This is a genomic window from Hymenobacter sp. H14-R3, assembly GCF_030063445.1.
Lineage (GTDB): Bacteria > Bacteroidota > Bacteroidia > Cytophagales > Hymenobacteraceae > Hymenobacter.
On record NZ_JASITD010000025.1, the window covers coordinates 38,078 to 62,297 of the forward strand.

A 24,220-nucleotide genomic window follows, 5' to 3' on the forward strand; every position below is an offset into this window, starting at 1 on the left:
ACGGTTCAGGATTGGGGTTGGATAGTGGCCTTGGGGTTGGCGAACGTGGGCCGGCCGTTTTTGTAGCCCAGCAGCGGCTGCGCAATGGTGCGGATGGCGTCTACGGCGCTGCTGGCCTCCAGCAGCACGAAGGTGGCCGGGCCGCCCACGCGCAGGCGGCCCTGCTTGGCGAGCAGCTTGGCGGCGTTGGTGGTTATCATCTCGTACGTGGCCCGAATGTCTTCATCGGTAGCGAGCTGGGCAATGTTGGCGTACATATTGGCCATGCGCACCAGCGAGGCGTCGCCGTAGGGCGTAAACGCGTTGAGGATGTTGTTGCTGGAAATGGTAGTGGTGAGGCCCAGCGCGCGCAGCTCGTTGGCATTTACTACACCCCTGGGAATGAGGTGGGTATGTTCCTGGCCCATCATCAGCAGGTCGGTGGCCGGCAGCACAGTGAGGGCAATGTCGGCCTCCAGCAGCAGCTGCGCCAGCTCGGCGCGCTGGGCCGGGGGCATGGCGCTCAGCTTGTTGACGTGGCCGATGGACACGCGGCCCTGGTAGTTGCGCTGCCGGGTCTGCTCGGCAATTTTGGGAATGCCCGACTGAGTAGGATCAAGGTCGAAGTCGAGGTGAAAATCGACGTTGACGTTGAATTCTTCGGCCAGGTCGAAAATCAGCTCCACGTGGCGGTCGGGGTCGGGGTCGGCGTAGGGGCAGCCGCCTACCAGGTCAGCTCCCTGCTGCAAAGCCTGCCGCAGCAGGTCGTAGGTAGCCATTTCCTGCGTCAGCCCGTCCTGGGCAAAGGCGCACAGCTCAATATCGATGGCAAACGCGTAGGTATCCTTCACCCGCTTCAGCGCCTCAAACGAGCGCATCCCGGCCCGGGGGTCGGTTTCGACGAAGGTGCGCAGGGCCATGGTGCCCTTCTTAATGGCCATCTCTACCACGCGGCTGGCGCGGGCAAACACGTCTTCCTCGGTAAAATTCTTCTTGGCGTTGCGCGTTTCCTTGGAGGCCTCCTCCTTGCCGCCCTCCTGCACCGAGCAGCGGTCCAGAATGCAGGCCTTGTCGAGGTGAATGTGGGTTTCGTAAAAGCCCGCGCACACAAACTGGTGCTCCGCATCCAGCACCACCCGGGCCGGGGCCGTAATGCCGGCTTCCAGCAGCGTAATCTTATCGCCCACGATGCCAATATCCACACCGGCCTCGTGGTCGTCGAGTCGCGCATTTTTTATAAGTAAGTCAAGCATTTCAATGTCCAAATGGGTGAGGGTACAGAATGTAATTTGGGGGCTGGCCACCCTAGCCGCTGGTAACACAAATGGCCTCAAACACGGCCGGCCGCGTCGGTCTGCTTCTCGGCCACCGGGCTCCAGTTTTTTTAGCAGCGTCGTGTTTCTCCGGGCGCACCGTTACGCCGGGTGCGGGCTGGCCCTGGCTACTATCGAGGAGGTGGGTACTGGGCTGGTAGGCGGGCGGTGCCTGCTGGGCCAGGCCCAGCAGGGGTATTATACTCAACAGGCAGCTAAGCAGAGCCTTCCCGAACGGTAATGTAAAATAGCAGTGAAGAGAGAGGCCTTTCTTACGTCCCCGGCCCTTGTGCGTTGCGCCAGTCGTCAGGATGTTACCATTAAATTCGAGTTGCTTTTGCCAGAGAGTAGCCTTTCATATTGTTACTTCTCGTTGGCGTCTTTGGCACCTAGCCCGCCGGCCCGCCGCCAGCGGTTGTCCAGACGCGGGCTTACCGCCCGCTGGGATTGCGGCTGGCCCGTTTTTTTTGCCGGGGCATCGGGCGGTGGCTGCGGTGCGTATGGCTAGGGGGCGCTGGTGTTCGTTTACTATTTTGTTCGCATGAACCGTTCGGTGTTGCTTATTGGCCTGGGGGGCTTTGTCGGGTCGGTGAGCCGCTACTGGGTGCAGCAATATTTTCTGCGCTACGTGCCGGTGGGCTTCCCGCTGGGCACGTTTCTGGTCAACGTCGTGGGCTGCCTGCTCATTGGCCTGTTTCTGGGCTTTTTTGAGCGCCACACCCACGTGTCGCTCTCGTGGCGGCTGTTCCTGACCACGGGCTTCTGCGGGGGCTTCACCACGTTTTCCACCTTCGCCTATGAGAGCGTGACGCTGGGCCGCACCGGCGGGCTGCTGCTGCTAGCCATCTACGCCGCCGGCAGCCTGCTGCTGGGCATGCTAGCGGCCTTTCTGGGCTTCTGGGCGGCCCGGTTTATTTGAGGTCGTAAACCTGCGCTGTTGCATCCCCCTGCCCACCCGCCCATGTCGTACCAGAAAACCCTGCGCTATTGGAATTTACGCAAAGAGCTGTTTTCGGCCCCTGCGAGGCTTTGGTTGTGATTTCCAGAACGTTACTAGTACCATAGCACCCCGCTGGGGCTGAAAAAAGGGCCTTCTGCGTAAATCCTGCGCACTCAACGAAGTCCGCGCCATCAGTACGACCAACGCCAGCCCCGCCGCCGCCGAAGCCACGCAGCAGGCGCCTAGCCGCCCTGGCTGCGCCCGGCGTGCGCCTCACCCGTTTTCTGCCCAAGGGCCAGCCCTCACCAACCAACGTGCGCCCGGCGCGTAAAGAGGGCAAACCTGTGGGCAAAAGGTCTACCTTTGCCCCGTAAGTTCGGTGATGGATTTCCACCGTGAACCGCCAACGCTTCGGAGTTGAGCTGATGATTCCTACGCTACCTACGGGCTTCGGAGCCTGCGGCGCGTAGGTTTTTTTTGGCTTTTTATTCCCTGTTGCCCGTGGCCTTTCGTCCTGCGTTTCCCCGTTTTCTTTGGTCCACGCTGGCCATCGAACAAACCCCGCACCTGCTGTTTCTGGCCCGTTGGCTGCTGATTTGCGCCGCCGTGGGCATGCTGGTAGGCTCGGCCTCGGCCGGCTTCCTGCTCGCGCTCGACTGGCTTACGGCTTGGCGCGAGGCCCACCCCTGGATTATCTGGCTGCTGCCGGCCGGCGGCCTGGTTATCGGGGCCAGCTACCACTACCTGGGCCAAGGGGTGGTGCGGGGCAACAACCTGATTCTGGACGAAATCCACAACCCGCGCACCACCATTCCGCTGCGCATGGCCCCGCTGGTGCTCTTCGGTACGCTGGCCACGCACCTGTTTGGCGGCTCAGCGGGCCGCGAGGGCACGGCCGTGCAAATGGGTGGCACGCTGGCCGACCAGCTCACGCGCCTCTTCGGCCTGCGCCCGCGCGACCGCAAGATTCTGCTCATTGCCGGCATCAGTGCGGGCTTTGCCTCGGTGTTTGGCACGCCGCTGGCCGGGGCCGTGTTCGGGCTGGAAGTGTTTCTGATTGGCACCATTCGCTACGATGCCATCGTGCCGAGCTTCCTGGCCGCCGTGTGCGCCGACCTCGTTACCAAGGCCTGGGGCGTGGGCCACTCGCATTACCCGCAGCTCAGCGCGTTGCCTATTACGCCGCTGGGCCTGGTGCTCACGCTGGGCTGCGGCATGGTGTTTGGGCTCACGGCGCGGGGCTTTGCCACGCTCACCCACCAAATTACGCACTGGTTCAGGCGCATTCAGTACCCGCCACTGCGGCCGGTGGTGGGCGGGGTGCTGGTAGCGCTGGCCGTTTTTGCACTGGGTACCACCAAGTACATTGGGTTGGGCGTGCCCACCATTCTGGCCTCGTTTCAGGCCCCGGCCCTACCGCAGGATTTCCTTATCAAACTAACCTTAACGGCCCTCACGTTGGGCTGCGGCTTTAAGGGCGGGGAGGTAACGCCGCTGTTTTTTATCGGGGCCACGCTGGGCTCGGCTTTGGCGCTGGTGCTGCCGCTGCCGGTGGCGCTGCTGGCGGCCATGGGCTTCGTGGGTGTGTTTGCGGGCGCGGCCAATACGCCGCTGGCCTGCACGTTTATGGGCCTGGAGCTTTTCGGCGCGCACGCTGGGGTGTACCTGGCGCTGGCTTGCGCGGCGGCCTACTTGTTTTCAGGGCACACAGGTATTTACACGGCTCAGGTTATTGGCCACGCCAAGCACCTGCGTTTCGGCCGCGAGCAGGGCCAGCAGCTGGGCAATATCCCGGCGCACCGCCAGCATGGCCGCGCTAGCGCCGCCACCCGTAAAACCCAGCCATGAAGCGCTACATCTCCCAACCGAATGTGCCTTACACCGTGCTACGGCTCTATTTTGAGCACGGCACCCCCGTGGCCGGCCAGCAGGGCTGGCGCAACTTTTTGGCCCCGCCCCTGGCCCACCAGTTGCTGAAAGCAGCCAAGCTCCTGCATATCCAGCAGGCCATTGCTTTCAACGTGACGGCCGGCTACCTGCGCGGCGATGCCCTGCACCACGGCCACCACGAGCACCCGCCCGTGCAGCACCCCCAATGCGTGGAGCTAATTGACAGCCCCGACCAGATTGCACGCTTTCTGGCGCAAAACCAGCCGCTGCTCACCCAAGTGCGGGTGCTGCTACGCGAAAGTGGCAGCGTAGAGCCCTGAAACCAAATTGCCGCAACCTCCTGCCCCTCCGAAACGCTGCTCCCCGGCGTGCTGGCTACCACCCTCATCTTAGCCTCTTTGAGAATAGCAAGAAGCGCTGGGTAGCCCCAATATCCGGTCCATTTGGGTGAAAACGGAGTGGCTAAGGGTAATTGTCCGAGTTGTGCCGCTACCCGTCCCGCGCCCACCGACGCATCGCCCGCCGTGGATGTGGCCCAGGTGCGGCGCCTTAGCTCGCTCACGCGGCTGAGTTGGCTGCCCACCGACCTCAACTACCGCCCTCCCAGGTGCCCGCCCCGGCCGGCTCCAGCCCGCGCCAGCGCCGGCCGAGGCAGGTACCAAGCTCAGAACCTGGCCCTTTCGAGCATTCTGCCGGCCAGGATTAAAAACAACAGCGTAGCCCCGGGCGCGGTCGCCACCACGTGGCCAGCCTCGACCGTGGCCACCGGGGGCAGCCCCACCACCGATGCGCACATGCGGCGGCTCAGTGGCGGTGGAGCCGGGGCCAACGGCTACGGCCACCAGCAGCGGCCCACCTTGGTGGGTATATGCGCTGGTGGCCGTGTTGGGAGCCGTGGGCTGGGAAGTAGTGACGCACTACCTGGCGCCGAGTAGGGGGCTGCCGTGGCGAGCCAGGGCGACTTAGCGCGCGCCGAACGTATAGTGCGTGCCGACGAGTACATTCAGGAAAAGGCGGTCGCTAAAGCGGTAGTAAGTATCTCCCAATACGGCGCTTACCAAGCCGTTGGCAGTCAGCTCCACGTTAGAAGCCACGCTATAGCGCACGGCGGGGCCTAGCGTAAGATTGGCCTTTATTGACGAGGAGCTATAATCGGTAGGATAGTACCCGTAGCTACCTAAGGAGCCAGTGACAGTAGAGTTAAAGGTGCTGTGGAGGAAAGTAATTCCGGCTAAGCCATCGAAATAGAGACGTTCGGCTGGCTCTGTGAACGTGTAGCGCAGGAGCACGGGCACGGTGAAATACTTGTACCGGTAGTCGGCCGTCACGAGGCTGCCTATTGCGCTTGAACCATACGTATAGTCGGGATACGTATAGGACTTGTGCTGCCACTGGTAGGCAGCACTAATCTGCACTGCCAGCCGAGGTGCCAGCTTCAGGCCAGCCGTTAGGGAAGGGCCAACCAGCTTAGGAGTTCCCGCTGAATTAAATGGTGCGTTAGTGAGCAGGTTAGCCCCAACGCCCACATAGAAACGCGCTGAGGAAGGGGTAGTTTGTGCGCCGCTCAGCAGAGGCAAGCCCGCTAGGCTAGCAAGGTAGAGTACTTTTTTGTATATGTAAAAATGGATAATAAATAAAGTATATATAAATAATATAAGTATCATGTTTATTTGTATGAATAGCCAGCCAGGCGATAGTGGGAGCAAGCCGTTCTTTTCGTCTTACGCCCCGGTAGCCCATTTTGCCATCTCGGGTACATGGCAAATACAGATACCAAGCTGAGTTTAAGCGCATCCTCAACGAGGAGGTGAGCGACTACGCCGCCTGGGCGCTGGGGCTGCTGGCGCAGGCCATCCAGGCCAAGGGCCTCGTGCTGAGCCAGGAGCTACTTGACTCGCCACATAAACTGCCACAGAGATAAAGAAAAAAGGCCCTCACATTGCTGTGAGAGCCTTTTTATGTAGTCCGTAGGGGAATCGAACCCCTGTTGGTAGAATGAAAATCTACTGTCCTAACCCCTAGACGAACGGACCGTTTTGTGTGTGTGTGGTGCGTTTTTCCGTTTTGATGATGCAAAGGTACGACTTTTAGCTTTCCCACCAAATGTTGGGTCGGAAAAAAGTGCCTCTGATACCAAAGCATGCTGATTTTCAGGCTGAAAAATTGTGGGGGCAGTGCTTGACTGGTAGAAAAAGCGGGAGAGAGCGGGCGATTAACGGCACGGTAGTTCCCGAAGCCGTTGCTACCCGTACCTTCGCAGCGCGTTATCACTTGGGCCGCGGCAGTGGCCCGCCATTCTTTCTATTTTTTCCAACATCATGGCAAAAATTAAAGTCGCCATTAACGGCTTTGGTCGCATTGGTCGCCTCACCTTCAAGTCGCTCCTCGGGCGCGACAACGTGGAGATTGTGGCCATCAATGACCTGACTGACAATAAAACCCTGGCCCACCTGCTTAAGTACGACTCGGTACACGGCCGCTTCGACGGCACGGTTAGCTACGACGACAATAGCCTGACCGTGAACGGCCAGCACATTGTGGCCCTCGCCGAGCGCGACCCCAAGTTGCTGCCCTGGGGCAAAATGGGCGTGGACATCGTGCTCGAAAGCACGGGCCGCTTTGTGGATGCCGCTGGCGCAGGCCAGCACATTACGGCGGGTGCCAAAAAGGTCGTGATTTCGGCCCCGGCCACCGGCGATATCCCCACCGTAGTACTCGGTGTGAACGAGGATACGCTGACCGGCGACGAGACCATCATCTCGAACGCCAGCTGCACCACCAACTGCCTGGCCCCCATGGCCAAGGTGCTCGACGACGTTTTTGGTATCGAGAAAGGCTATATCACCACGGTGCACGCCTATACTTCGGACCAGAACCTGCAGGATGCGCCGCACAAAGACCTGCGCCGCGCCCGCGCCGCTGCCTACAGCATCATCCCCACTTCGACGGGTGCTGCCAAGGCCGTGGGCCTGGTGCTGCCCCAGCTGAAGGGCAAGCTCGATGGTATCGCCATGCGCGTGCCCGTGCCGGACGGCTCGCTCACCGACCTGACCGTAATTCTGAAGAAGGAAGCCACCAAGCAGCAAATCAACGACGCCCTCAAGGCGGCCGCTGAGGGCGCGATGAAAGGCATTTTGGAGTACACCACCGACCCTATTGTGAGCATCGACATCGTGGGCAACCCCCACTCGTGCATCTTCGATTCGGAGCTGACTTCGACCAACGGTACCCTGGCCAAAGTAGTGGGCTGGTACGACAACGAAACCGGCTACTCGACCCGCACCGCCGACCTCATTCAGAAATTGGGTGAGAAAATGGTGGGCTAGTCAATAGGCTGATTAATAACTAAATAGCTGCAAAAGGCCTGCCCGCTAGGCAGGCCTTTTTGTTTTTCCTGATAAGGTGCCGCCACCCGGCGGGGCGCTCGTTATGCCACGTACTTGCTTCATTTTTAACCCCATGGCGGGCACCGGCCGCCGGGCCGATTTTCCGGCGCTGCTGCGGCAGCATTTTGGTGGCGTGGCCGGAGTCGATTACCTGCTGCAACCCACCGAGGGGCCGGGCCACGCCACCGAGCTGGCCCGCGGGGCGGCGCAGGCGGGCTGCCGGGTGGTGGTGGCCGTGGGCGGCGATGGCACCGTGAACGAGGTGGGGCAGGGCCTACTCAGCCAGCCGGGCGCCGCGCTCGGCATTGTGCCGCGGGGCTCGGGCAACGGGCTGGCCCGGCACCTGCGGGTGCCGCTGGGCTTGCCCGCCGCGTTGCGGCGGCTGCGCCAGCCCACTTTTAGCCGCATGGATGTGGGCACCATCAACGGCCGGCCGTTTTTTTGCACGGCCGGGCTGGGGTTTGATGCCCATGTGAGCCAGCACTTTGCGCAGGCCGGCACCCGCGGGGTGAGCACTTACCTGCGGGTGACGCTGCGCGAGTACGGCAACTTCCAGCCGGTGCCGGTGCAGGTCGAAACCAATGGCCAGGTGCTGGCCACTGACTGCTACGTGCTGGCCTTTGCCAATGCCTCGCAGTATGGCAATAATGCTTACATCGCCCCGCAGGCCAACCTGCAGGACGGCCTGCTCGATATGTGTCTCATCGACGCGCTGCCGCCCTGGCGGGCCGTGCAGGTAGTGCTGGGTATGGCGCTGGGCACGCTGCCTCGCACGGGTGGCGCCACCTACCGCCACACGCAGCACGCCGTGGTGCGGGCTGCCGCACCCATTGGCTACCACGCCGATGGCGATTACCTGGGCCACGCTACCGAGTTTGAGCTGGCTGTGCTGCCGCTGGCGCTGGAGGTGGCCGTGTAGCTACTGCGGCCCTGGGCCGGCTACGTGCCAGGCAGCGGCCCGCGAATATTGTTAGCCTTTGGCGAATCCCGCCGGGCGTTGGTTTGTTAAACCGGTAGTTAGCTACCCCTCATCTACTTCTACAAAAATGGCTCAGGATTTTGTTCAGGAATTGCAGGCCCAACTCCAGCCGGCGCGCCAGCACATGGTGGACCACCCCCTTTACCGCCGCATCCAAACGCTGGCTGATTTGCGCGTGTTCATGGCGCACCACGTATTCGCGGTCTGGGATTTTATGTCCCTGCTTAAATCCTTGCAGCGCGACCTCACCTGCGTAACGCTGCCCTGGGTGCCGCAGGGCAACCCCGCCACCCGCCGCCTCATCAACGAGATAGTGCTGGAAGAAGAAACCGATGTGGACCCCGAGGGCCGGCCCACCAGCCACTTCGAACTCTACCTGCGGGCCATGCAGGAAGCTGGGGCCGACACCGCGCCCGCCCAGCGCCTGTTGGCTGCCCTGGCCGACGGGGCCAAAGTGCCCGCTGCCCTGGCCGCCGCCAATGCGCCGGCCAGCGTGCAAGAGTTTGTGAAACACACCTTTAGCGTTATTGCCGGTGGGCAGCCGCACGCTGTGGCGGCAGCCTTTACTTTCGGCCGCGAGGATGTGATACCCGATATGTTTCGCAACCTGGTTGACGACCTGGCGCAACGCTTTCCGGGCCAGCTCGACACATTTATCTACTACCTCAACCGCCACATTGAGCTGGATGAGGACCACCACGCGCCGCTGGCTCACCAAATGGTGCGCGACCTCTGCGGCACCGATGCCGCCCGCTGGCACGAAGCCACCGAGGTAGCCCATCAGGGCATGGTCGCCCGCGTAGCCCTCTGGGATGGCATTGTTGCCGCTCTTAATCAGGAGAAAGTTGCTGTTTAATAAGGAGTTATCCTAGTAAAAGAGGCCACCGGACTTAGCCCGGTGGCCTCTTTTATGAGTTGTTCCTAATGCAATTTTTAAGTTAAGCTGCGTGCGCCGGTCCGGCGGCGGGGCCGACCGACCGGTTGTTGTGTGAACGAGAACTGCCCGACTAGCCAGGCGGCGCGCCCGTCAACTGGTCGGCCGGCTTCGCCGTCGGACCGGCGCAACGGCAGCAAGTAAACCAGCCGGCCGTGCCGAACTTTGCGGGTATGAAAAATGACCAGTCGCGCCGGCAGGGCGTGGTATATTCTACCAACCCCGAATTTTCTTATCAGTCTGACGAGCAGGCCGAAGCCATCACGCTGCCGCCCCAGCAGCAGCAACTACGCGTGCAGCTCGACAAGAAGCAGCGCGGTGGCAAGCAGGTGACGCTGATTACGGGCTTCGCGGGCCGCGACGAGGATTTGCAAGCGCTAGGTAAGCTGCTGAAAACCAAGTGTGGCGTGGGTGGCAGCGCCAAAGAAGGGGAAATTGTGGTGCAAGGAGATTTTCGGGCCAAGGTGCTCGAAATTCTTATTAAAGAAGGCTACAAGGCCAAGCAGATTGGTGGCTAGGCCACCGGGCTGGCTACTACTCAGCACGTCATGCAGACCGAAGGGAAGCATGACGTGCTGAGTAATTGATACAAGTAATTATCAATCAATCGCTTATCTTTTCCAGCGTGCTGCCACTGCTCAGGTCCTTCTCTACCTTGCCGGGGTTGCCGGTGTAGCGGGCGAGGCTGCCGCTGCTGAGGTCGGCTTTTAGCTCGTCGGTGGCGTGCACCCGGGCTTGCGAGCCGCTGCTGAGGTCGAGGGCTACGCGGCTGGCGCGCAGACCTTTGGCCTCCACCTGGCTGGCGCTGGAGCCGTCGATAGTCAGCTCTTTGGCCGAGCCATTCAGGGTTACCTGGCTGGCGCTGCTCAGGTCGAGGTCGAGGCGGGGCACGTTCACATCGAGGTGCACGATGGAGGCGCTGGAAGATTCGAGCCGCAGGTCTTCGTCGCGAAAGCCGCGGGCATCGGCCTGGCAAGCCCCGCTCACTTGCAGGTGGCGCAGGCGGGGCAGCGTTACCTGCACCAGCACGGGGCCATTGTCGAGGCGCAGGGCCGAGAGAATGCCGTTGCGGTTGCGGTTGCGCACCACCAGGCGGTCGCCCTGCACATCGAGGCGCACGTCGGCGAGGTCGGCGGTGCGGCCGGCGGCCTCTACTTTGTAGCTATCGCCCTGGCGCACTACTACTTGGAAAGCACCGTGCACCTCCACTTCGCTGAATTTATCGTCGCCGTTGAGCGTCTTGCGGCCCGAGCCGTAGTGGGCCGGATTGGTATTGAACTGCGGTGCGGTGGTACTAACCCGCACGCTGGCATTGTCGCCGTCGGTGCTCACGCGCACGTTCATTTTTGTGCCATTGGCGTCTACGCTTACGACCTCATCGTTGTCGCTATCGTTTTCGTCGGCGCTGTCATTATCGTTGTCCGAACGCGGGCAGTCGAGGCAGGTGAACTTGCCTTCGCGGGTGAAGCGGGCACGGTGCGCCTGGTCGCCCTCGGGGCGGCGCCCGTTGGTAAAGTCCTCGTCATCAAGGTGCTCGATAAAGAGTGGGGTGAGGCGATACACCTTATTGAGGGGCAGGTGCAGCGTGAGGTGCAGGCGCTGGTTGCGGAAGGGCGCGCTGCCCTTGAGCGTAGTGCCCTGGTCGAAAATGATGGTCGAGTCGCGCTGCGTGATGTTGTAGTTGATGGTTTGCTGCGCGGTGAGGTGGGCGGCCTCCTCGGTGCGGCCGCGGGCCTGAAACTCCTCTTCCACAAAGGGCGTCGCGTTGCTGTCGGCCGGGGCCAGGTTGATATCAACCCATTGAAAATGCTCCTCCACGTTGCGCGAATCCAGCACAATGCCTTTGCCCAGGATGGGGGTGAGGCGCACGGTAGTCGTATAAGTGTCTTTGGTTTGGAAATTGCGCGCTACTTGCAAACCTGCCGCTGCGCTGCCCACTACGCCCAGCAGCCAGAGGCCTAGCAGTGAGAGGTTTACGGTGCGGCTCAGCACCGGGCGGCGCAAAATCAGCCGCAGGCCCAGTAGCATCAGGCCCAGGCCCGGAATACCCGTTAGCAGCGCGCCGGCCACGGCCCCCCAGGGCGGCAGGTTGCGCACCACGGCCCCAAAGCTGTCGTCAAACATAAAGCCGTTGCGGGTGTGCTCGATGGCCGTGAAGGGGATGATGCTCAGGGCCGCGCCCAGCGCCACCAGCACCGACAGCAGCCAGCTGCCGCCCCAAAAAATGAGGAGCGCGCCTACTATCCAGCGCAGTAGGGTGCCAATGAAGCCTACTGCCGGCCGGGCCTGCCGGGCGGCACTTTCGAGGTACGTGCCCAGCGGGCGATTAGGCGCGGCCGGGCCATCGCCATCGGTCGCATTGCTGCGCAGGTTGTTATCAATGCCCGAGAGCGTTACGTCGTCGCCGCGCATCTGCATTTTTTCGGATACGGTGCGGGCTTCGGGTACTACGGCCCAGAGAATAAGGTAGATAATGAAAGTGGAGCCGCCCAGGAATAAGCCTATCAGGAACAGCACCCGCACCAGCACCACATCGGTGCGGAAGTACGCGGCCAGGCCTGCCGACACGCCGCCCACCTTGCCGGAGTCGACGTCGCGGAAGAGCTTGCGGCCGGCCCAGGGGCCGGTAGCACTCAGGGTATCAATGGGTGCGGGGGCATCTTCGCGCTTGGGCAGCACTATCCAGAGGATAATATAGGCTACCACGGCAAAGCCCGACACGTCGAATGAGCGGTCGAACAGCCCCACGCCCGGAAACGGGAAGCGGTGGCGAAACAGGTTGGGCAGCAGCACCAGGGCCAGGAAAGCCAGCCGAATCACCAGCGGATTAACCAGGAAGTATTGCGCCAGGCCGGCGCACACGCCCGCAATCTTGCGGTGCGCCAGGTCGCGGTATAGGCGGCGGGGCTGGCCGTCGGCCGTTTGCGGGCCCGTGGCGAAGGGGCCGTTGGGGCCCCCTTTGCCGAAAGTGCCATCGGGGCCAAAAGTGCCACCGGCCGGGCTGCCCGCGTCCGCGGTGGCCGTGTCCTCTTCGTCGGGCTCGGGGGCGAAGTCGCTCACGCGGCCCATCTTGGCCGTAAGCTCCTCCACATCGGCCAGGGTAATGACCTGCTTGCTCACCGAGAGGCGGGCCGCAAACAGTTCGGCAATGCGGCCCTCAATGTCGGCCACGATTTCTTCGTGGCCCTGGTAGCTGGCGAAGTGGGCCTTTACCTCGTGGAGGTAGCGGCTAAGTACTTCGTAGCCATCATCTTCGATGTGAAAGATGATGCCCTGCAAGTTGATGCTGATGTTCTTTTTCATGGGAGGGGCCGCAGGCGCGAAGCGCGGCAGGTTGAAGTCGGAGAAAGAAAGTTTAGCGGTAAATGCAGGGCCTAGCTAGGCTGCCGGGGCTGGCGAATAATGCCCACCGACACGGCCATATCTTCCCAGGTCTGGCGCAGCTCGCCCAAAAACTGGCGGCCGGCCTCGGTGAGCGTGTAGTACTTGCGGGGTGGGCCAGAGGTCGATTCCTTCCACACGTAGTCGAGCAAAGCGGCGTTTTTGAGGCGCGTGAGCAGCGGGTACAGTGTGCCCTCTACCACTATCATGCGGGCCGCGGTGAGCTCCTCCAGCATGTCGCTGGCGTAGGCCTCCCCGCGGCCGATTATCTCCAGAATGCAGAATTCGAGGATGCCTTTGCGCATCTGCACCTGGGTGTTCTCTAGTTTCATGGGCGGTATGGGCTAGTAGTAGGTGAGGAACTGTACAAATGTACGGCAGGTACTTTGTATTGCATAATACTTGGTGTAAAATTTTTTGTTGCCTTTTGCAAAAAAAAATCTACAGTGCGAGCGGCTTCGTATTTCTATCCTGCAATCGTATTCCGGCTATCATCCAATATTGACGCTGTAACTGCGCCTGAATCAAGCTCCTGCGGTCAGCGCGCTCGCGCCACGGGGCCGACTACGCACTATCCGGCAGTAACTTGCGTTGCTGCCCCGACCATTATTCGGCCTGTTATTCATCTATGCTACATCTCTCCGCCGCTTGTCGCCCTTGGGCGGTTGTCTTGGGTATAAGTGCCGTGCTGGGCCTGGCTGCCGCGCCCGCCGCCCGCGCCCAAACCAGCGCTCCCAAATACAGCAACGAGTTTCTAAACCTGGGGGCCGGTGCCCGCTCGCTGGGCATGGGCAAAACTCAGGTGAGCCTGGCCAATGATGCCACCGCCGGCTACTGGAACCCCGCCGGCCTCACCAACATCGCAGCCAAGTACGACGGCGTGCTCATGCACTCCGAGCTGTTTTCGGGGGTGGTGAAGAACGACTACGCCGCCTTTGCCATGCCGCTCGATGAAAAAAGCGCCATCGGCGTGACGCTGCTGCGCTCGGGCGTGGATAACATTGCCGATACGCGGGCGCTCATCAACGAATACGGTAATATTCAGTACGATAAAATCACGTATTTCTCGGTGGCCGACTACGCGCTGCTGCTTTCCTATGCCCGCAAGCTGGGCCCGGCGGGCCTGAGCGTGGGCGGCAGCGGCAAGCTCATCTACCGCAACGTGGGCACGTTTGCCAACGCCTACGGCTTCGGCATCGACCTGGGCCTGCAATACAACCACAGCGGCTGGCGCCTGGGCCTGATGGCCCGCGACATCACCACCACCTTCAACGCCTGGAGCATCGACGCCGACAAGTTTAAGGCCAATACGATACCCGGCGAGGCCATTCCTACCAACAGCACCGAGATATCGCTGCCCCGCCTGGTGCTGGGCGCGGGCCGGCAGTTTACGCTCCCAGGGCAATTTGGCGCTTTAGTGGCTGCCGACCTCGAAATGACTACCGATGGCAAGCGCAATACGGTAATTTCGGCCCGCCCCGTGAGCATAGACCCCCGGCTGGGAGTTGAGATTAACTACCGGAAGCTAGCCTTTTTGCGGGGTGGCGTGGGCAATATTCAGCAGCTAACCACTTTTGCTGAAGGTTCTACCGCGGCCAATCCGCTAACCAAGAGCGAGTGGAAAGGCCAGTATAGCCTGGGCGCAGGCGTGGCCATCAATGGCCTGCGCGTCGACCTGGCCCTCTCGCGCCTGGCCGTGGAGAAGCTGGGGAACTCCTCGCAAACCAACTCGCTCATCGTGAGCCTGGGCTACGGCCTGGGGAGCCGCTCCGGCGGGCTGCCCTCCATAAACTAGGTTACCAAAGCATTAGTTGCTAACTTATTGACTGTCAACACTATGGATAAATATTACCTCCGCAGTTGGGTGTACACGCTGCGCGGGCGCGCGCTGGGCCTGCTGCTCGTACTGCTGGCGCTGGCCATCACGGCCGCGCAGGCGCAGTCGGGTGCCTTCGGCAACGAGTGGATAGTGCAGGGCCAGCCTTATTACAAGATAAAAGTCTGGAAGGATGGTCTTTATCGCCTCGACCAGGCTTACCTGGCCCGGCTGGGCGCGGGGGGCGTGGCCCCCACGCAGCTGCAAGTGTGGCGGCGCGGCAAAGAGCTGGCCGTGTACCAGGGCGGCAACTCGGCCACACTCGACAACTCGACCTTTTTGGAGTTCTACGGCCAGCGCAACGATGGCGTGCTGGACCGGGAGTTCTACAAGAACCCGCTCGACCAGGCTAACCCCCATTACAGCTTCTACACCGATACGGCGGCCTATTTTGTAACCTGGGGCAACCGGGCCGGCAAGCGTATGGCCCAGCCCGTGGTCGCGGGTGGTGCCCCTCATGGCTGGCGCATCCAGTCGTCGCTGGTGCTCAGAGTAGCCAACTATGCCGAAGGCGGCGCTTCGGGAAAAGACATTTTTATGCCGTGGCTGGAAAAGGGGGAAGGCTTCTTTCAGGGCTGGTATAACTACCAGACCCACGCGCCCCTCGACTCGGCCCTGCGGGCGGTAGCCACGGCCCCCGGCGCGCCCGCGCCCACCCTGGAAACGAGGGTAATAGGCGGCTTCCGCAGTGTGCACCGCACAAGTATTCAGGTTATTCCACCCTCGGCGGGGGCTACTGCCCGTACTCTGGGAGTGTTGGCTTACAACGAGTTTGACATTGCACGTGGCCGCTATTCCTTGCTTGCAAGTGATATTGGTAGTAGTGGCCAGGTCGAAACTAGCTTTAGCTCGCCGGGGGGAACCGATTATTACCGGCAGTCATGGTGGCGCGTTACGGCCCCGCAGCAAAACGTGTGGTTTGCTGACCGGCAGCAAGTATTCTTCCAGAACGACTCGCTGCTGAGTGGTCCAGCCACCTATGAGGTTGATAACCTGCCGGCTACAGTACGGGGCTTCGATATTGAAGACCCCTGGAATGTGCAGCGCGTAGAGCCCACCGCGGCCCCCACACTGGGCAGCACTGGCCGGCGCTACGTGTTTGCCAACGCTACTACCCAGCAGGCGCGCCACCTGCTGCTTGCCGATGAAGCGCGGGGCGTGGTGCCGCCGCCCGCCCGCCGGGTAACCTTCCGGGCCATCGACCCGGCCAAGCCTAATTTCATCGTCATCACCCACCCAAAGCTGATGCAGGCGGCGGGCACGGTACCCAATGTGGCCCGCGCCTACGCCAATTACCGCGCCTCTGCGGCTGGTGGGGCGTATGATACACTAATGGTGACCGCGCCGCAGCTCTACGACCAGTTTCACTACGGCGAGCGCTCAGTTATTGCCTTGCGCCACTTTGCGCTGTGGCTGGCCGCCAAGTCGCCGGCCGCGCAGTCTAAATACCTGCTACTGCTGGGTAAAGGTATTGCCCCTGGGGCCCAGGTAACGGCCACGCCCGTGCCCGATGCAGCCCCGGATAACCGGCAGGGCGCTAGTGTAGGTTATTTAGGACGGATATTAGGTGAAAATGGGCTGGATTTGGTGCCCGTTTCGACGCGCTCTACGTCCGATATATTTCTGTCGAGTGACTGGCCGCATGATAATTACACGCCCGCCCTGGCTACGGGCCGGGTAGTGGCTATTACACCTCAGGAAGCTTTGGTGTACCTCACCAAGCTCCAGGAATACGAGGCTCAAATCAACCCTGGTCAGCTCAACCCCGAGCCTTGGCACAAAAACATTCAGCACATAAGCGGCGGCCACACCATCACGGAAATCCCCGCTTTTCGGGCCCACCTCGATGCGTATAAGCGCCTGGCCGAGCGGCCACTATTCGGCGGCAAGGTGGCTACTACGCAACGCGCCTACACGGGCGATGAGCTGCCGGTGACGAGCTACATCCCCAATGAGCTGAATGCCGGTCTGGCCCTGATTACCTATTTCGGCCACGGCTCTACCACGGTGTTTGACCTGAACCTGGGCGATATCAACGACCCGACCACGGGCTACGCCAACGCCAAAAAGTACCCGGTAATGATGTATAACGGCTGCTCGGCGGGCAATGCATTTACTAATACAGCCACCTTTGCTACCGACTGGATATTTGCGGCCAACAAGGGCTCGATTGGCATGATGGCCGAGAGCGGCCTCTCATATGAAAACCTGCTCGACCCCGCGCAGGAACTTACGTACCGGCTGCTTTTCAACGACCCCCAGTGGTTTGGGCGCCCCATTGCTGAGGTGCGCCGCGAGGTAGTGCGCCGCTTGGGGCCCAGCACTGCCTTTGCCAAAAACCCCCAGGGCACCGAGCAGCTGCTATGTACCATCTGGCAGGGCGACCCGGCGCTGCGCATGTACGCCCCGGCCAAGCCCGACCTGGTGGTGAGCAACGCCACGCTCTCGCTAAGCCCCATTGCGCCCGACGCGGCTATTTCGGCGGCCTCTACGCAGTTTACGCTCAATATTGGGGTCAGTAACCCGCTGCGCATTACGCGCGATTCGGTCGAGATTCGGGTGACGCGCAGCTTCCCCGCCCCGCGGCCTTCGATTACGTATGTATTTAACAATCAGCTGAATAGTCTGGGTCAGCTGCAAAAGCCCTTCCCTCAAGCATTTCAGCGCGATACCACGTACGCCATTGTTATCCCCAACCCCAGCACGCTGGATGTGAGCGGCGACAACAAGTTTACCGTGGAGCTGGACTACCGCAACAAGATTGCTGAGCTGGACGAAACCAACAACACGGCTACGCTCAACTATTCTTTCCTGAAGCGCGGCATTACGCTGCTCACGCCTACCGAATTTGCCATTATCCCCAGCAACCGGCCCCGCCTCACGGCCCAAAGCAACGACGCCAGCGGGCCAGTGCGCAGCTACGACTTTCAGGTCGATTCGGTGGCCACGTTCGACAGCCCCGGCGGCTTGCAGGCCCAAACCATTTCGGCGGGCGTAATCGCCAGCTGGACGCCCCCCAAGGCGCTGCTCGCCAAGCGTGACTCCACGGTGTGGTACTGGCGCGTGCGCTTCACCAGCCCGGTGGGCACCGAAGATGCCGGCTGGCAGGTCAGCTCTTTCCGCGTGATACCGACTGCCCTGAGTGGGGGCTGGTCGCAGAGCCACAGCGGGCAGTTCAACCGCGACCAGCTGGCGGGCGTGGCCGTGGCGGCCCCCAGCAACCGCTGGAGTTTTGCGCCCCAAAAACAGGCCCTTACCCTGCGCACGGCGGGTGGCGGCGCGCCGGGTAGCCCCTTCACCTTTGGGGTGAGCGGCTTCGGCATTGCCACGGGCAGCCAGGTGCCCAACATTGGCACCTGCGCCGTAAAGGCCCCCAATCTGGTGCTCGCGGTATTTGACCAATATTCGCTGCAGCGCGTGGCGATACCGGGCACCTACTCCACCTGCGGGCAGCCCGGGCAGATGTTCTATCACTTTGCCGCAGACGCCGACACGCTCGATAACCTCAACAACAGCGCCACGCGCCGGGCAGAGCTGCTCGACTTTTTGGGCAAGGTGCCCGACGGTAGCTACGTGGCCCTGGTGAGCGCCAACCGCCTGCGCTTTGCCGACCCCAACGTGGCCGCTACCATGCGGCAGGTAGCTACCTTGCTGGGCAGCAAGGTAGTAGCTAATCTCAAAAACGGCGAGCCCTGGGCCCTGGTGGCCCAGAAGAAGGCCGCTGGCGGCCTGGCCCTGGCCGAAACCGGCCCCGACCGCAGCCAGCCTTCGCCGGCCAGCCAGACCGTTGTGCTCATCTACGCCCTGGCCACGCCCGGCCAGGCGGGTACCGTCACGAGCACGCTCATCGGCCCGGCCCAGCAGTGGCGCACGCTGTTCGACGTTATTCGGCCCGAAACGCCCACCTCCAGCTACCGGCTGGCGCTGGTGGGCCTCGATACCAGCAACAAGGCGACGGTGCTGAACCCGGATATCCGGACTAAGAACTTGGATATGAGCGCGTACTCGGCCACTACCTACCCGTATATGCAGCTTCAGCTGGTGCTGCGCGACTCGGTAAACCGCACGCCGCCGCAGCTTAAGCAGTGGCTGCTCACCTACAAGGGCCTGCCCGAAGGCGTGGTGCGCCGCGACCTGGTAGCCACGACTAAGTATGACTCAACCAGCCTCAAAAACCAGGCGGTTAATGCCGGCTTCCTCACCTTCCCGGTGAAGTTCGACAACATCTCGCAGGAGGCTTTTACCGGCCGCCTGCAAGTGCAGGTGCAGCTCATTAACGTAAACACCGGCTTGGCTGTTAAAACCGCCACGCTCACCGCCCCGCGCGAGCTACCCGCCAACGACAGCGTGCTCACCGTGAACGTGCGGCTCGACGTAACCGGCACCTTTGGCAAGTTTTACGTGCGGGTGATGGTTAACCCCCGAGTGCAGCCCGAGCTGTATTACTTTAATAATGAGCTAATTACGGATGCGTTTACGGTGCGCGACAACAACGTGCCGCCCACGCTGGACGTAGCCATCGACGGCCGCCACATCCTGGATGGCGAGCTAGTGGCTCCGAGCCCGGTTATTGCCATTCAGCTTCGGGATGAGGACCGGCTGCGGCTTATTAAGAATGCGTCGTATTTTACTGTGTTTCTGCAAAAGGATAACCAGGCTCCCGTGCCCGTTGATGTTAATGGGGCGCAGATGCGCTTCACCGTCGACAACACGGCGGGCAGCCTAGCGCGGCTCGAATACCAGCCCGGCCTCAACGGTCCCCTCTCGGATGGCACCTACACCCTGCGCGTGCAGGGCCGCGATGCCTCCAATGCCAGCGCCGGTACCCAGGACTACCAGGTGAAATTTGTGGTGGTGAATGCCTCGCAAATCTCCAACGTGTACCCGTACCCCAATCCGGTGACCAGCAAGGCCAAGTTTGTGTTCACGGTGACGGGCCAGGAGCTGCCGCGCAACATGAAAATTCAGATTATGACCCTCACGGGCCGCGTGGTGCGCGAGATTTTTATGAACGAGCTGGGCCCGCTGCACATCGGCAATAACATCACCGATTACGCCTGGGACGGCACCGACCAGTACGGTGACCGCCTCGCCAACGGCACCTACCTCTACCGCGTGGCCATCGACGACCCCACCGGCGAATACAAGAAATTCACCACCGCCGGCGACAAAGCCTTCAAAAACGACTGGGGTAAGCTCGTGCTACTGCGGTAGCGGTAAGTGAGTAGTTACGTAAATGAGTAAGGGAGTGGATTAACCAGCTGTCGTTATGACATTTGGCTAATTCACTCCCTTACTCATTTACGCAACTACTCACTTACCACTACCGCCGGCGTAGCGTGACAAAGCTGTACGCCACGGCGTGCTGCGCGTCGGCGGGGTGGCGGGCGCGGGTTTCCTCGCGCCAGTCGGTGGGCGAGAGGTCGGGGAAAAAGGCATCACCATCGGGTACGGTGGTGTGCACCTCGGTGAGGTGCACCACATCAACGGAGGGCAGGGCTTGGCGGTAGACTTCGCCGCCGCCGATGATGCATACCTCCGCGCCGCCCGGCTGCTGCCCCGCCAGCGCCAGCGCCTCGGGCAGCGAGTGCGCCCGCCGCACGCCCGCCGGCGCGGGCCAGTCGAGCTGGCTGGTAACTACAATGTTGGTGCGGCCCGGCAAGGCCCGCCCAATGCTGTCAAACGTGCGCCGGCCCATCACGATGGGGTGGCCCAGGGTCAGGGCCTTGAAGTGCTGCAAGTCGGCGGGCAGCCGCCAGGGCAACTGCCCTTGCCGGCCAATGACCCCGTTTTCGGCAGCTGCTACAATAATGGAAACCATAAAGTACTTTTAGATAATGAGTTATGATTAATCACTAGCTGCGTTAGCCCAGCGGTTCAGTGGTTGCCGGCAGCTTGGTACCGCGTAATAAATCCGCAATGCCCATGCGCTTCTTGCCTTCAAGCTGCACTTCCAGCAGGTCGAGCAGCCCGCCCTCATTTTCCGGGTCGGTTTGGATGCGGTAATACGAGCGCCCATCGGTGGTAGCGGCCCCCGGCGTAACGGCAAAGTAGGGGGGCAGGGTATCATCGTTAGGTAATACCCTGGCCTTGAATATTTTAAGCGTTCGTCCGTCGGGCAAGGTGGTGTAGGCGGCGGGCGCGGGGGCCAGGCCGCGCACCTGGTTCACGAGTTCCGGGGCGGGGCGCGTGAAGTCGAGCCGGCCGGTTTCCTTGGTGAGCTTGGGGGCGGGGCGCAGGTTGGGGGTAGCGGGCTGTGGGGTGCTGGGGGCGGCCCCGGCCGCGATGGCCGCCACCGTGCGGGCGGCCAGCGCCGCCCCCAGCACCTTCAGCTTATCATACAAGGAGCCGAAGTCGTCGTCGGGCGCAATGGCGATTTTATCCTGCAAGATGAGGTCGCCGGTGTCAATCGCGTGGCGCAGAAAGAAGCTGCTCACGCCCGTTTCCTGGTCGCCGTGCATGAGCGCCCAGTTGATGGGGGCCGCGCCCCGGTACTGCGGCAGCAGCGACCCGTGAATGTTGACCGAGCCCAGGCGCGGCATGTTCCACACCACTTCGGGCAGCATCCGAAACGCCACCACTACTTGCAGGTCGGCGGCATACGTTTTGAGCTCGGCCACGAAGGCAGCATCTTTCAGATTAGTGGGCTGTAGCACGGGCAAGCCGTGGGCCAGCGCCGCCTCTTTTACGGCCGAGGCTTGCAGCTGCCGCCCGCGCCCGGCGGGCCGGTCGGGCCCCGTAATTACGGCCACCACCTGCGCTTCGGGCAGCGCCAGCAAGGCATCCAGGGTAGACACGGCAAAATCGGGCGTGCCCATAAACACAATGCGAAGTTTCATAAAAAGGAATGTAGGATAAGCTTTAGCTTGTCAAGCGCGGAAGTCGGCGGTTCGGTCAGGCAACCCCAGCAAATTGCTTACTTCTCAGGATATAGTAAATACTTCTTACGCAGCGTTTTATACTGCCCCAACTGCGGCTCCCAGCTGGCCTGGATGCTCACCTCCGAGCGGTCGGCTATCACCTGCGCCCGCAACGAGTCGGTGCCAGCCAGCTGCTCAAAGTATTTACCAAAAAAATGCCCCTTATCGGTGCTATTCTTGTAAAAATCAAGTAAATAGCTCACCGTGAAAAACTCCGCGGGTTGCCCCGGCGCGGGTTGGTGCAGGTCGAGCCCGTAGCAGAGCTGGCCACTGAGCGGGGGCGTGGGCGAGCCGGCATTGGGCCGGGGCGTAAACTGGTAGGGCCGCGTGGCCGGCTGCGCAGGACCCCCAATCACCTCAAACGGCCGGTCGGTGCCGCGCCCTACGCTCACATTAGTACCCTCAAACAGGCAGACGCTGGGGTACAGGGCCACCGCGCGCGCCGTGGGCAGGTTGGGGGAGGGGCGCACGGGCAGCGCGTAGGGCGTGGCGTGGGTGTAGCCGGCGGCCACCGGCACCACGGTGAGGGCGCACTGCCGGCCGCCGGCCAGCCACTTTTCACCGTTTAGCATCCTGGCCAACTCGCCCACCGTGAGGCCGTGGCAGATGGGCAGCGGGTCGAGGCCCACAAACGAGCGGTGTTTGGCTTCCAGCACCGGGCCATCCACCACTGCGCCGTTGGGGTTGGGCCGGTCGAGCACCACCACCGTTTTGCCCTGCTCGGCGGCGGCCTCCATCACGTAGTGCAAGGTGCTGATGAAGGTATAGAACCGAGTGCCAACATCTTGGATATCAAATACTAGCACATCTACATCGGCCAGCATGGCGGGCGTGGGCTTTTTGGTGGCCCCGTACACCGAGCGCACGGGCACCCCGGTGCGGGCATCGCGCCCGTTGGCGATAGTGGCCCCGTCGGCCGCTTCGCCCCGGAAGCCGTGCTCAGGCGCAAAAATAGCCGTTAGGTTCACGTGCAGCGTTTTCAGCGTGTCAACCAGGTAGGTGTTGCCCACGCGGGAGGTCTGGTTGACGACCAGGCCCACGCGCTTGCCGCGCAGCAGCGGCAGGTAGCGCGGTAGCTGCGCCGCGCCCACTACTAAGCCCGGCGCCTGGGCCTGGTGGTTGGTTGCAGTGTCGCCAACCAAGCTAGCGCTGGGGGAAGCAGCTTGGGTACCCGCATCGCGGTGGTCGGTGCAGGCAGCCAGCCCGGCGGCCACTAAAATCCACTTCATCATGGCTCAAAAGTAGCCTGCTGCGTAAGAAGCGCGCTACTGCCCCCTTGCAACGCGCAGGGCGGGCGTAGCTTTACGCCACTCGTGAATATCGCCCGCTACATATCGCGCCGCATGGACGGAGCCGACTCTGGCTCCTTTACCCACTCCGTTACGCGCATCGCCACCGTCAGCATCGCCCTCGGCATCGCCGTGATGATAGTCTCCTTCTCGATTCTGCACGGCTTTCGTGAGCAGATTCAAGATAAGATATTCTCTTTTGGGGCGCATCTGCAGCTCTCGCGCTACGACACGAATAACTCGCTGGAAGTAGCCCCTATTTCGGAGCCTGCGCTGCGCCGCCAGCTGGCCCACTACCCACAAGTGGCTTCGGTGCAGCCATTTGCGCGCAAAACGGCCATCATCAAAACCACCGATGAAGTGCTGGGCGTGGTGCTCAAGGGCGTGTCGGAGGCCCACGGCCTCAGCGCCATGCGCCAGAATATGGTGGCCGGCCAGTTTATTCACTACGCCGACACGGCGGCCAGCGACGACATCGTTATCTCGCAGAAAATTGCCGATAAGCTGCGGCTCAAAGTGGGCAGCCCGGCGCTGTTCTACTTCATTCAGCAGCCGCCGCGGGTGCGTAAGTTTCGGGTGTCGGGCATCTATCAAACCGGGCTCGATGAGTTTGATGAGGTGTATGTGCTCGGCGATTTGCGCCAGATTCAGCAGCTCAACGCCTGGCCCGACTCGCTGGTGGGCGGCCTCGAAGTGCGCCTGCACAACTTCGAGCGTCTCGATTCCACCTTCAAACAGTTCTACAACAAGCTGCCCTACGAGGTGCGCATCGAAAAAATCACCGACCAGTATGCGCAGCTTTTCGACTGGCTTCAACTGCTCAACCGCAACGTTATCATCTTCCTTATTCTGATAATTTTTGTGGCTACCTTCAACATGGTTGCCACCATCTTTATCATGATTTTGGAGCGCACCAAGATGATTGGCATCCTGAAAGCGGTGGGTGCTACCGACAACCAGATTCGGGAAATGTTCTTCTTCCGGGGCATGGCCATCACGCTCAAAGGGTTGGTGATTGGTAACGTTGTAGCGCTGGGCTTCTGCGCGTTGCAGCATTATTTCCGCATCATTCCGCTCGACCCCGAGAACTATTACATGGACCGCGTGCCCATTGCCTGGAGCCCCTCGGTGATGGTGCTGCTCAACGTAGCTACGCTGCTCGCTTCCATACTGGCCGTGCTCGTGCCCACCTATATGATTGCCCGCATCAAGCCGATGGTAGCCATTCGGTTCGACTAAGGCTGGGCGGGCGGGCAGCAGGCTATTTGGGAGGCTAAGCGGTAAAAAGCCGGCGATGAGCGACAAAAATAGGCGCACTTAGCCGGCCAGGCGT

At 61.5% G+C, this 24,220-nt stretch carries 19 protein-coding genes, 1 tRNA gene and 1 riboswitch; of the genes, 12 read left to right on the forward strand and 8 right to left on the reverse strand.

Annotation, left to right across the window (positions count from 1 at the left end; all coding sequences use genetic code 11):
* Positions 1 to 5 precede the first annotated feature (5 nt).
* Positions 6 to 1,232 (reverse strand): amidohydrolase family protein, encoded by a 1,227-nt coding sequence (locus tag QMK33_RS18745; RefSeq protein WP_283566152.1) that lies wholly within the window; start codon positions 1,230 to 1,232, stop codon positions 6 to 8.
* Positions 1,233 to 1,833: 601 nt separating this feature from the next.
* Between QMK33_RS18745 and crcB the strand changes: the two genes are divergently transcribed.
* The 4 genes from crcB to QMK33_RS18765 all read left to right on the forward strand — a co-directional run bounded on the left by crcB (position 1,834) and on the right by QMK33_RS18765 (position 5,057).
* Complete coding sequence (crcB, locus tag QMK33_RS18750; RefSeq protein WP_283566153.1) at positions 1,834 to 2,211, forward strand: fluoride efflux transporter CrcB; 378 nt, start codon at positions 1,834 to 1,836, stop codon at positions 2,209 to 2,211.
* A 390-nt stretch (positions 2,212 to 2,601) separates the two neighbouring features.
* Positions 2,602 to 2,674: riboswitch (Fluoride riboswitch) on the forward strand.
* Between the two features lie 35 nt (positions 2,675 to 2,709).
* A complete protein-coding gene (locus QMK33_RS18755; protein WP_349361786.1) occupies positions 2,710 to 4,080 on the forward strand; it encodes a voltage-gated chloride channel family protein in 1,371 nt (456 codons plus the stop codon).
* Complete coding sequence (locus tag QMK33_RS18760; protein ID WP_283566154.1) at positions 4,077 to 4,442, forward strand: DUF190 domain-containing protein; 366 nt, start codon at positions 4,077 to 4,079, stop codon at positions 4,440 to 4,442. The genes QMK33_RS18755 and QMK33_RS18760 overlap by 4 nt, the downstream gene beginning before the upstream one ends.
* A gap of 138 nt (positions 4,443 to 4,580) precedes the next feature.
* Positions 4,581 to 5,057 carry a hypothetical protein gene (locus QMK33_RS18765; protein WP_283566155.1) on the forward strand — a complete coding sequence of 159 codons (477 nt, stop codon included), beginning with the start codon at positions 4,581 to 4,583 and terminating at the stop codon, positions 5,055 to 5,057.
* Between the two features lie 27 nt (positions 5,058 to 5,084).
* Here the strand turns inward: QMK33_RS18765 and QMK33_RS18770 are convergent, their stop codons facing one another.
* A complete protein-coding gene (locus QMK33_RS18770; RefSeq protein WP_283566156.1) occupies positions 5,085 to 5,786 on the reverse strand; it encodes an outer membrane beta-barrel protein in 702 nt (233 codons plus the stop codon).
* Positions 5,787 to 5,863: 77 nt separating this feature from the next.
* Between QMK33_RS18770 and QMK33_RS18775 the strand changes: the two genes are divergently transcribed.
* A complete protein-coding gene (locus QMK33_RS18775) occupies positions 5,864 to 6,043 on the forward strand; it encodes a hypothetical protein (protein WP_283566157.1) in 180 nt (59 codons plus the stop codon).
* A gap of 40 nt (positions 6,044 to 6,083) precedes the next feature.
* Here the strand turns inward: QMK33_RS18775 and QMK33_RS18780 are convergent.
* Positions 6,084 to 6,155, reverse strand: a tRNA-Glu gene (locus QMK33_RS18780).
* Between the two features lie 285 nt (positions 6,156 to 6,440).
* On the opposite strand from QMK33_RS18780, the gene gap reads away from it, so the two are divergent.
* The 4 genes from gap to QMK33_RS18800 all read left to right on the forward strand — a co-directional run bounded on the left by gap (position 6,441) and on the right by QMK33_RS18800 (position 9,939).
* Entirely contained in the window at positions 6,441 to 7,448 is a 1,008-nt protein-coding gene (gap, locus tag QMK33_RS18785) for a type I glyceraldehyde-3-phosphate dehydrogenase (protein ID WP_283566158.1), read from the forward strand.
* Between the two features lie 103 nt (positions 7,449 to 7,551).
* Entirely contained in the window at positions 7,552 to 8,427 is an 876-nt protein-coding gene (locus QMK33_RS18790) for a diacylglycerol/lipid kinase family protein (RefSeq protein ID WP_283566159.1), read from the forward strand.
* A gap of 127 nt (positions 8,428 to 8,554) precedes the next feature.
* Positions 8,555 to 9,343, forward strand: coding sequence for a DUF3050 domain-containing protein (locus tag QMK33_RS18795; RefSeq protein ID WP_283566160.1), 789 nt, complete (start codon positions 8,555 to 8,557; stop codon positions 9,341 to 9,343).
* 251 nt (positions 9,344 to 9,594) lie between these two features.
* Entirely contained in the window at positions 9,595 to 9,939 is a 345-nt protein-coding gene (locus QMK33_RS18800; RefSeq protein WP_283566161.1) for a translation initiation factor, read from the forward strand.
* 85 nt (positions 9,940 to 10,024) lie between these two features.
* On the opposite strand, the gene QMK33_RS18805 is transcribed toward QMK33_RS18800, so the two are convergent.
* The gene (locus QMK33_RS18805; protein ID WP_283566162.1) at positions 10,025 to 12,724 is read right to left on the reverse strand and encodes a GIN domain-containing protein; all 2,700 of its coding nucleotides are present in this window, start codon (positions 12,722 to 12,724) and stop codon (positions 10,025 to 10,027) included.
* A gap of 71 nt (positions 12,725 to 12,795) precedes the next feature.
* Complete coding sequence (locus QMK33_RS18810) at positions 12,796 to 13,134, reverse strand: PadR family transcriptional regulator (RefSeq protein WP_283566163.1); 339 nt, start codon at positions 13,132 to 13,134, stop codon at positions 12,796 to 12,798.
* Positions 13,135 to 13,430: 296 nt separating this feature from the next.
* On the opposite strand from QMK33_RS18810, the gene QMK33_RS18815 reads away from it, so the two are divergent.
* Both QMK33_RS18815 and porU2 read left to right on the forward strand, forming a co-directional pair.
* On the forward strand, positions 13,431 to 14,597 hold the full coding sequence (locus QMK33_RS18815; protein WP_283566164.1) for a putative type IX sorting system protein PorV2: 1,167 nt from the start codon (positions 13,431 to 13,433) through the stop codon (positions 14,595 to 14,597).
* 42 nt (positions 14,598 to 14,639) lie between these two features.
* Entirely contained in the window at positions 14,640 to 19,892 is a 5,253-nt protein-coding gene (porU2, locus tag QMK33_RS18820; RefSeq protein ID WP_283566165.1) for a putative type IX secretion system sortase PorU2, read from the forward strand.
* A 109-nt stretch (positions 19,893 to 20,001) separates the two neighbouring features.
* On the opposite strand, the gene QMK33_RS18825 is transcribed toward porU2, so the two are convergent.
* The 3 genes from QMK33_RS18825 to QMK33_RS18835 all read right to left on the reverse strand — a co-directional run bounded on the left by QMK33_RS18825 (position 20,002) and on the right by QMK33_RS18835 (position 22,830).
* Positions 20,002 to 20,499, reverse strand: coding sequence for a dihydrofolate reductase (locus QMK33_RS18825; protein ID WP_283566166.1), 498 nt, complete (start codon positions 20,497 to 20,499; stop codon positions 20,002 to 20,004).
* Positions 20,500 to 20,542: 43 nt separating this feature from the next.
* Entirely contained in the window at positions 20,543 to 21,517 is a 975-nt protein-coding gene (gene fmt / locus QMK33_RS18830; RefSeq protein ID WP_283566167.1) for a methionyl-tRNA formyltransferase, read from the reverse strand.
* A 77-nt stretch (positions 21,518 to 21,594) separates the two neighbouring features.
* On the reverse strand, positions 21,595 to 22,830 hold the full coding sequence (locus QMK33_RS18835; protein WP_283566168.1) for an exo-beta-N-acetylmuramidase NamZ family protein: 1,236 nt from the start codon (positions 22,828 to 22,830) through the stop codon (positions 21,595 to 21,597).
* A gap of 81 nt (positions 22,831 to 22,911) precedes the next feature.
* Here QMK33_RS18835 and QMK33_RS18840 point away from each other — a divergent pair, with 81 nt between their 5' ends.
* Positions 22,912 to 24,126, forward strand: coding sequence for an ABC transporter permease (locus tag QMK33_RS18840; RefSeq protein ID WP_283566169.1), 1,215 nt, complete (start codon positions 22,912 to 22,914; stop codon positions 24,124 to 24,126).
* Positions 24,127 to 24,220: the final 94 nt, after the last annotated feature.

Coding starts and splice junctions, on each gene's coding strand:
- QMK33_RS18745 (WP_283566152.1), bottom strand. CDS start 1,232: ATGCTTGACTTACTTATAAAAAATGCGCGACTCGACGACCACGAGGCC.
- crcB (WP_283566153.1), top strand. CDS start 1,834: ATGAACCGTTCGGTGTTGCTTATTGGCCTGGGGGGCTTTGTCGGGTCG.
- QMK33_RS18760 (WP_283566154.1), top strand. CDS start 4,077: ATGAAGCGCTACATCTCCCAACCGAATGTGCCTTACACCGTGCTACGG.
- QMK33_RS18770 (WP_283566156.1), bottom strand. CDS start 5,786: ATGATACTTATATTATTTATATATACTTTATTTATTATCCATTTTTAC.
- gap (WP_283566158.1), top strand. CDS start 6,441: ATGGCAAAAATTAAAGTCGCCATTAACGGCTTTGGTCGCATTGGTCGC.
- QMK33_RS18790 (WP_283566159.1), top strand. CDS start 7,552: ATGCCACGTACTTGCTTCATTTTTAACCCCATGGCGGGCACCGGCCGC.
- QMK33_RS18795 (WP_283566160.1), top strand. CDS start 8,555: ATGGCTCAGGATTTTGTTCAGGAATTGCAGGCCCAACTCCAGCCGGCG.
- QMK33_RS18800 (WP_283566161.1), top strand. CDS start 9,595: ATGAAAAATGACCAGTCGCGCCGGCAGGGCGTGGTATATTCTACCAAC.
- QMK33_RS18805 (WP_283566162.1), bottom strand. CDS start 12,724: ATGAAAAAGAACATCAGCATCAACTTGCAGGGCATCATCTTTCACATC.
- QMK33_RS18810 (WP_283566163.1), bottom strand. CDS start 13,134: ATGAAACTAGAGAACACCCAGGTGCAGATGCGCAAAGGCATCCTCGAA.
- QMK33_RS18815 (WP_283566164.1), top strand. CDS start 13,431: ATGCTACATCTCTCCGCCGCTTGTCGCCCTTGGGCGGTTGTCTTGGGT.
- porU2 (WP_283566165.1), top strand. CDS start 14,640: ATGGATAAATATTACCTCCGCAGTTGGGTGTACACGCTGCGCGGGCGC.
- QMK33_RS18825 (WP_283566166.1), bottom strand. CDS start 20,499: ATGGTTTCCATTATTGTAGCAGCTGCCGAAAACGGGGTCATTGGCCGG.
- fmt (WP_283566167.1), bottom strand. CDS start 21,517: ATGAAACTTCGCATTGTGTTTATGGGCACGCCCGATTTTGCCGTGTCT.
- QMK33_RS18835 (WP_283566168.1), bottom strand. CDS start 22,830: ATGATGAAGTGGATTTTAGTGGCCGCCGGGCTGGCTGCCTGCACCGAC.